Below are 4520 nucleotides of genomic sequence, written 5' to 3' on the forward strand. Positions count from 1 at the left end.
TGTAGGGCGAAGAGGGTGGGTTGGGTCCAGGCGGTGTGGTGGATGAGGTCGGCGTCGGGGCTGTCGGGGTCGGCGTGCAGGACGGTGAGCAGGGGCCGGTCGAGGTGTTCGTCGAGTGCGGCGGCGGTCTCGTCCAACGCCGCCCGGTAGATCGGGTGGGTGTCGTACAGCTCGTGGCCCATGCGGGGGCGTTGGCTGCCCTGGCCGGAGAACAGGAACGCCACCGGGCCGCCGGTCGCGGTGCCGGTGACAAGGCCGGCGGCCGGCCGGCCCTCAGCGAGGGCGTCCAGCGCGCTCAGCAGCGTCGGCTCGTCGGTCGCGACGGCGACCGCGCGGTGGGCGAACCGGGTCCGCGCCGCCAGCGCCGCCGCCACCTCGGCGACCGGCGTGCCGCCGGTCCCGGGCCGGTCGGAGCGGGCTCGCAGGTGCGCGGCGAGCCGACCGGCGGTGTCGCGCAGCGCCTGCGGTGAGCGCGCGGACAGCGGCACCAGCACGGGGAGAACCGGCGCCACAGCCGGCGCCGCGACCTCGGCGGTGGGCAGCGGCTCGTCCGCCGGGGCCGGCGTCCGCTCCGGCGTCGGGGCCTGCTCCAGGATGATGTGGGCGTTGGTGCCGCTGACACCGAACGCCGACACCCCGGCGCGGCGCGGTTCGCCGGTCTCGGGCCATGGGCGGGACGCGGTGAGCACCTCGACGGCGCCGGCCGTCCAGTCGACCTTCGTCGAGGGCTGGTCGACGTACAGCGTCGGCGGGAGGACGCCCGCGCGGATCGCCTCGACGATTTTGATGAGGCCGGCGGCCCCGGCGGCCGCCTGGGTGTGGCCGAGGTTCGACTTGACCGAGCCGAGGTAGAGCGGCCGGTCCGCGGGCCGGTTGCCGCCGTAGGTAGTGAGCAGCGCGTGCGCCTCGATGGGGTCGCCCAGCGCGGTGCCGGTGCCGTGCGCCTCGACCGCGTCGACCTGCGCCGGGCTCAGCCGGGCGGCGGCGAGCGCCGCGCGGATGACCCGCTGCTGCGACGGCCCGTTCGGCGCGGTCAGGCCGTTGGACGCGCCGTCGGAGTTCACTGCGGTGCCGCGGACCACCGCGAGGATCGGGTGGCCGGCCGCCTGGGCGTCGCGTAGGCGTTCCACCAGCAGCACCCCGGCGCCCTCGGACCAGCTGGTGCCATCGGCGCCGTCGGCGAACGCCTTGGCGCGCCCGTCGGCGGCCAGGCCGCGCTGGCGGGAGAACTCGACGAACGCGGCCGGCGACGACATCACCGTGACCCCGCCGGCCAGCGCCAGGTCCGCCTCGCCGCCGCGCAGCGCCTGCGCGGCGAGGTGCAGCGCGACCAGCGCCGAGGAGCAGGCGGTGTCGACGGTGACCGACGGACCCTCGAACCCGAACGTGTAGGAGATCCGCCCGGACAGGACACTGCCGAGGCTGCCGAGCCCCAGGTAGGCCTCCAGCTCCGGCGGTGCCTGCGTCACGCCCGCGGCGTAGTCCTGGCCGTTCGTCCCGGCGAACACGGCGGTGCGGCTGCCGCGCAGCGTCGTCGGGTCGATGCCGGCCTGCTCGAAGGCCTCCCAGGTCGTCTCCAGCAGCAGCCGCTGCTGCGGGTCGATGGCGAGCGCCTCGCGGGGTGAGATGCCGAAGAACTCGGCGTCGAAGCCGGCGGCGTCCGCCAGGAAACCGCCGTGGCGGGTGTAGGACTTCCCGGCCGCGTCCGGGTCCGGGTCGTAGAGGTCGTCGGCCCAGCCGCGGTCGGTCGGGAACTCGCCGACGGCGTCGCGCCCCTCGGCGACCAGATCCCACAGATCCTGGGCCGAACCGACGCCGCCGGGAAAACGGCAGGCCATGCCGACGACCGCGATCGGCTCGTGCCGGGCCTCCTGAGAGTCCCGCAGCCGCTCCCGCGTCTCGTGCAGTTCGGCGGTCACCCGCCGGAGGAGGTATCGGATCTGGTCGTCACTCATGGTCCACCTGCTTTCTTCGGCTCGGGCGTGTCCGTCGGTGCCGGGTTCAGGAGATGCCGAGGGTGTTGCCGATGAAGTCGATGAGTTCGGCGTCGCTGGCGTCGGACAGTTCCGTGGCGACGCTGTCCGCCACCTCTGCCGGGGGGCTGAACCGGTCGAGGAGGTCCCGCAGCCGGCCGGTCGCCGCCGCGCGGTCCGGGCCGATCACCTCGACGGCGCCGAGCGCGGCCTCGAGCCGGTCGATCTCGGTGAGTACCGCCGAGAGGCCGGTCGGCTCCGCCGGCACCAGTTCGGCGAGCAGATGGTCGGTCAGCGCGGCGACCGTCGGGTAGTCGAACACCAGGCTGACCGGCAGGGTCAGCCGCGTCGCGGCGATCAGACGGTTACGCAGGTTCACCGCGGCCAGCGAGTCGAAGCCCTGGTCACGGAAGCCGCGTTCCACGTCGACCTGCTCCGCCACGGCGATGCCCTGCACCGCGGCGACATGGGCCCGGACGATCGCCAGCAGCGCGTCCCGGCGGGCCGGACCCGCCAGCTCGGCGAGCTGGGCGGCGAGGTCCGGGCCGCTGGCCGCCGCGTCGCCGTCCGCACCGGTCCGCCCGGCGCGGGCGGCCCGTTCCGCGGCGACCGCCGGCAGCTCGTGGACGAGCGGATGCGGCCGGGCCTGGTGGAACGTCCGCCAGTCGGCGTTGACGACCGCGAGGCTGGTCTCGCCGTCGGCGAGTGCGTCGGCCAGGGCCCGTACGGCCGTGTCCGGCGCCATCGCGAGCAGCCCGTACCGGGCGAGGACACGTTGCGCCGCCCCGTCGGCGAGCCCCTCGCCGGCCCACTGCCCCCAGGCGAGGGAGGTGGCGACGAACCCGGCGGCACGCCGGTGGGCGGCGAGGGCATCGAGGTAGGCGTTGCCCGGCGCGTAGTTGCCCTGACCCGACACCCCGGCGGTGCCGGCGATCGAGGAGAACAGCACGAAGGCGTCCAGGTCCGCGTCGAGGGTCAGCTCGTGCAGGTTGCGGGCACCGCCGACCTTCACCCGCAGCACCCGGTCGATCTTCTCCGGCGTCAGCTCCGCGATCAGGCCGTCGTCCAGCACGGCCGCGGTGTGCACGACCGCGTGCAGCGGGACCTGCGCCGGGATGGCGGCGAGGACGTCCGCGAGCGCCGCCTTGTCGGCCACGTCAACCGCGGCGATCGTGACGCGCGTGCCCAGCCCGCGCAGTTCCGCGGCGAGCTCCGCCGCTCCCGGTGCCCGCTCGCCGCGACGGCTGGTCAGCAGCAGGTGCGGCGCGCCGGACCGGGCCAGCCAGCGGGCCACGTGCCCGCCCAGCGCGCCGGTGCCACCGGTGATGAGAACGGTTCCCCGCGGTTCCCAGCCGGCGGACGGCGTCGGCCGGGTCGCGTCGGAGCCTTCCGCTGGACCGCGGCGCCGGGGGCTGCGCGGTGCGGGGACGAGCCGGCGGGCCAGCAGCCCCGCCGGGCGCACGGCCAGCTCCGTCTCGCCGGTCGCACCTCGCAGGGCTGTCGCTGTCAGCTCGGCCGCGCGCGGGTCAAGCTGCTCCGGCAGGTCGACGATCCCGCCCCACCGAGTCGGATGCTCCACTGCGGCGACCGCGGCGAGACCCCACAGCAGCGCGTCGCCCGGCCGCGTCACGACGTCGGCGGCGGCGGTGGACACGGCCCCCGTGGTGCAGACCCATAACGGCACGTCAAGATCGATGTCCTCCAGGGCCTGGAGCAACGCGATGGTCGCGACGGTGCCGACCGGAGTCGCCGAGGCGTCCGGATGCGGCCGCTCGTCGAGGGCGAGCAGGGACAGCACGCCCGTCACCGGCTTCGTGCCACTCTCGGTCGCCGGCGCCGCGGGGTCGTCGAGCAGGCGGCGCAGTTCCCCGGCCAGGCTCGTCCGGTCCTGCGCGGAGGCATCGACGCTCAGCAGCCGGACCTCGGCGCCGGCACCCGCGAGCGCGTCCCGGATGGTGCTGGTCCGTGGGTCGTCGCGGTGCTCGGCGGGCAGGACCACGAGCCAGTCGCCGGGCCGCGTCGAAGGGGCGTCCGCGACCGGGCGCCAGGCGATCCGATGCCGCCAGGAGTCCGCGGTCGACGCGGTGACCCGGTTCTCCCACCAGGACGTCAGCGCCGGCAGCACGCTGGCGAGGGCCGTCTGATCGGTCGGGTCCGAAAGACCCAGCGTGGCGGCCAGCGTCGGCGCGTCGGCCTCCCGGACCGTGTCCCAGAACTCGGCGCCCACCGTGTCCAACGGATCGGCGGCCCGGTCGACCACGGCTGCCGGCGGCTCACTGAGCCAGTAGCGCTGGCGTTGGAAGGGGTAGGTGGGCAGGTCCGGGGCGTGATGGCCGGGACGGGGGGTGAGGGTGGTGTGGGTGGGGGTGTGGCCGTGGGTGTGGAGGGTGGCGAGGGCGGTGGTGAGGGTGTGGGTGGCGGGCTGGGAGGGGCGCAGGGTGGGGAGGACGAGTGGGCTGTTGGTGGGGTCGGTGCTGGTGGGGTTGAGGGTTTGGGTGGTGAGGGTGGTGAGGGTGGTGTCGGGTCCGAGTTCGAGGTAGGTGGTGA

The 4520-nt window shown here is 75.4% G+C and carries 2 protein-coding genes; both read right to left on the reverse strand.

Translation table 11 applies throughout. From position 1 onward, the window contains the following. A partial coding sequence (locus MXD60_RS25810; RefSeq protein ID WP_248822221.1) for a type I polyketide synthase occupies positions 1-1955 on the reverse strand: 1955 nt, incomplete at its 3' end. A gap of 46 nt (positions 1956-2001) precedes the next feature. Beyond that, positions 2002-4520: SDR family NAD(P)-dependent oxidoreductase (locus MXD60_RS25815; protein WP_248822223.1), on the reverse strand; the 2519-nt coding region annotated here is incomplete at its 5' end.

The organism is Frankia sp. AgB32 (genome assembly GCF_023243045.1).
Taxonomy (GTDB): domain Bacteria; phylum Actinomycetota; class Actinomycetes; order Frankiales; family Frankiaceae; genus Frankia.